This window comes from Candidatus Thiosymbion oneisti (assembly GCF_900092655.1).
GTDB classification, from domain to species: Bacteria; Pseudomonadota; Gammaproteobacteria; order Chromatiales; family Chromatiaceae; genus Thiosymbion; species Thiosymbion oneisti.
Genome location: NZ_FLUY01001079.1, coordinates 1 through 1,725 on the forward strand (window position 1 = coordinate 1; position 1,725 = coordinate 1,725).

Consider the following 1,725-nt stretch of genomic DNA (forward strand, 5'->3'; position numbering starts at 1 on the left):
CCAAAACCCAGCAATAACCAACGCTGGGGTTCGTTCCTCACCCCAGCCTACCGATTTAAAATCAATGGGTTAGTTTTTAGACGGCCTCTTAGCATCGGGTTGGGGTGGCAACAACCAGTCTTTTCTAAAAACCGGGCTCAGTCCGCGAGTTGGTAGTGCGCACCACAATAGGGGCAGACCGCTGCCCCGGATTGCTCGAGGGGGAGATAGACCCTGGGGTGCATGTTCCACACCTCATCCTGGGGGCGGGGGCAGGATAGAGGCAGGTCCTTGCGGCCGACCGCTATCGCTTGCCGGCTGTCCTGGGTCTTAGTGGCGGTTTCTGTCATCTTCCGGCCCTCCGACACCGATGTCTTGTCAGCTTGTGGGTAGTTGCTAAGAAGCTGTCTGGTTTCCCATAGGAAAATTAGGCGATCAGCGGCAAGCGCTCGCCTCAGACCAGGGTCAGCCATTGGGGATATTCGTCGCGGCGGCCGTGGACCTGATCGAAATACAGGTCCTGGAGGCGCTCGCTAATAGGGCCCCGGGTGCCCGTGCCGATGGTACGTCCGTCCACCTCCCGGATCGGGGTGATCTCCGCCGCGGTGCCGGTAAAGAAGGCCTCATCGGCGATATAGACCTCATCACGGGTGATGCGCTTCTCCACCACCTGGATTCCCAGCTCGTCGGCCAGGGATAGGACCGTCCTGCGGGTGATACCGTCGAGGGCGGAGGTCAGGTCCGGCGTATAGAGCACGCCCTCCCGGACGATGAAGATGTTCTCGCCGCTCCCCTCCATGACATAGCCCTCGGCGTCCAGCAGTAGGGCCTCGTCGTAGCCGTCACGCAGGGCCTCCTGGAGGGCCAGCATGGAGTTCATGTAGTTGCCGTTGGCCTTGGCCCGACACATGGTGATATTGACGTGGTGGCGGGTAAAGGACGAGACCCGGACGCGGATGCCCTCTCGCATGTTCTGCTCGCCCAGATAGGCGCCCCACTCCCAGGCCGCCACCATGCAGTGGACTTTCAGATTATCGGCGCGCAGGCCCATGCCTTCGGAGCCATAGAAGCACATGGGGCGAATGTAGGCGGAGTCGAGCCCGTTCGCCCGCACCACGGCCCGCTGGGCCGCGTCCAGCGTCTCCCGGTCGTAGGGCAGGGTCATCCCCAGAATGTGGGCCGAGTTGAACAGGCGGTCCGTGTGTTCGCGCAAGCGAAAAATGGCGGTACCCCGTTCGGTGCGGTAAGCGCGTACGCCTTCGAAGACCCCCATGCCATAGTGCAGGGTGTGGGTCAACACATGGGTCTTGGCCGCGCGCCAGGGCACCATCTCGCCGTCCAGCCAGATGTGGCCGTCACGGTCTGCCATCGTCGTCATGCTTGTCTCCGCTTGAGCTCCGGGTGTTCGGGCACGGCCCTGTAACGCTTGCATCCTCGAGGGCGAAAAATGCCTACGGATGATTCGGATCCTTGCAGCGCCGCAGAGCAGACGCCTTACCAATCCGGGGCGGATACCCGCCAGCGTTCGGATTGCACAAATAGTACAGGATTAACAGGATTCCCAGGATTAACAGGATGCTTGGAACTTCTAAAAAGGCTCTTTATGGATTCCGGACTGCCAACGATCATAGAAAGGTTCCCCCGGACGTTTTGGAGTGCGGCGGCCACTTCACCCCGACGCTTACCGGAACCTCCAGCCCTAAGCATAAGCCGGGGGTCGGCCAAGTGGCACCATCCTGCCGCCGC

Annotated in this window: 2 protein-coding genes; both read right to left on the reverse strand. The window is 61.2% G+C overall.

What is annotated here, in order from left to right; all coding sequences use genetic code 11:
- Window positions 1–137 precede the first annotated feature (137 nt).
- Window positions 138–329 (reverse strand): zinc-finger domain-containing protein, encoded by a 192-nt coding sequence (locus BQ17_RS10950; protein WP_089726991.1) that lies wholly within the window; start codon window positions 327–329, stop codon window positions 138–140.
- A 104-nt stretch (window positions 330–433) separates the two neighbouring features.
- Window positions 434–1,357, reverse strand: coding sequence for a branched-chain amino acid transaminase (locus BQ17_RS10955; protein WP_089726989.1), 924 nt, complete (start codon window positions 1,355–1,357; stop codon window positions 434–436).
- Window positions 1,358–1,725 lie beyond the last annotated feature (368 nt).

Coding starts and splice junctions, on each gene's coding strand:
- BQ17_RS10950 (WP_089726991.1), bottom strand. CDS start 329: ATGACAGAAACCGCCACTAAGACCCAGGACAGCCGGCAAGCGATAGCG.
- BQ17_RS10955 (WP_089726989.1), bottom strand. CDS start 1,357: ATGACGACGATGGCAGACCGTGACGGCCACATCTGGCTGGACGGCGAG.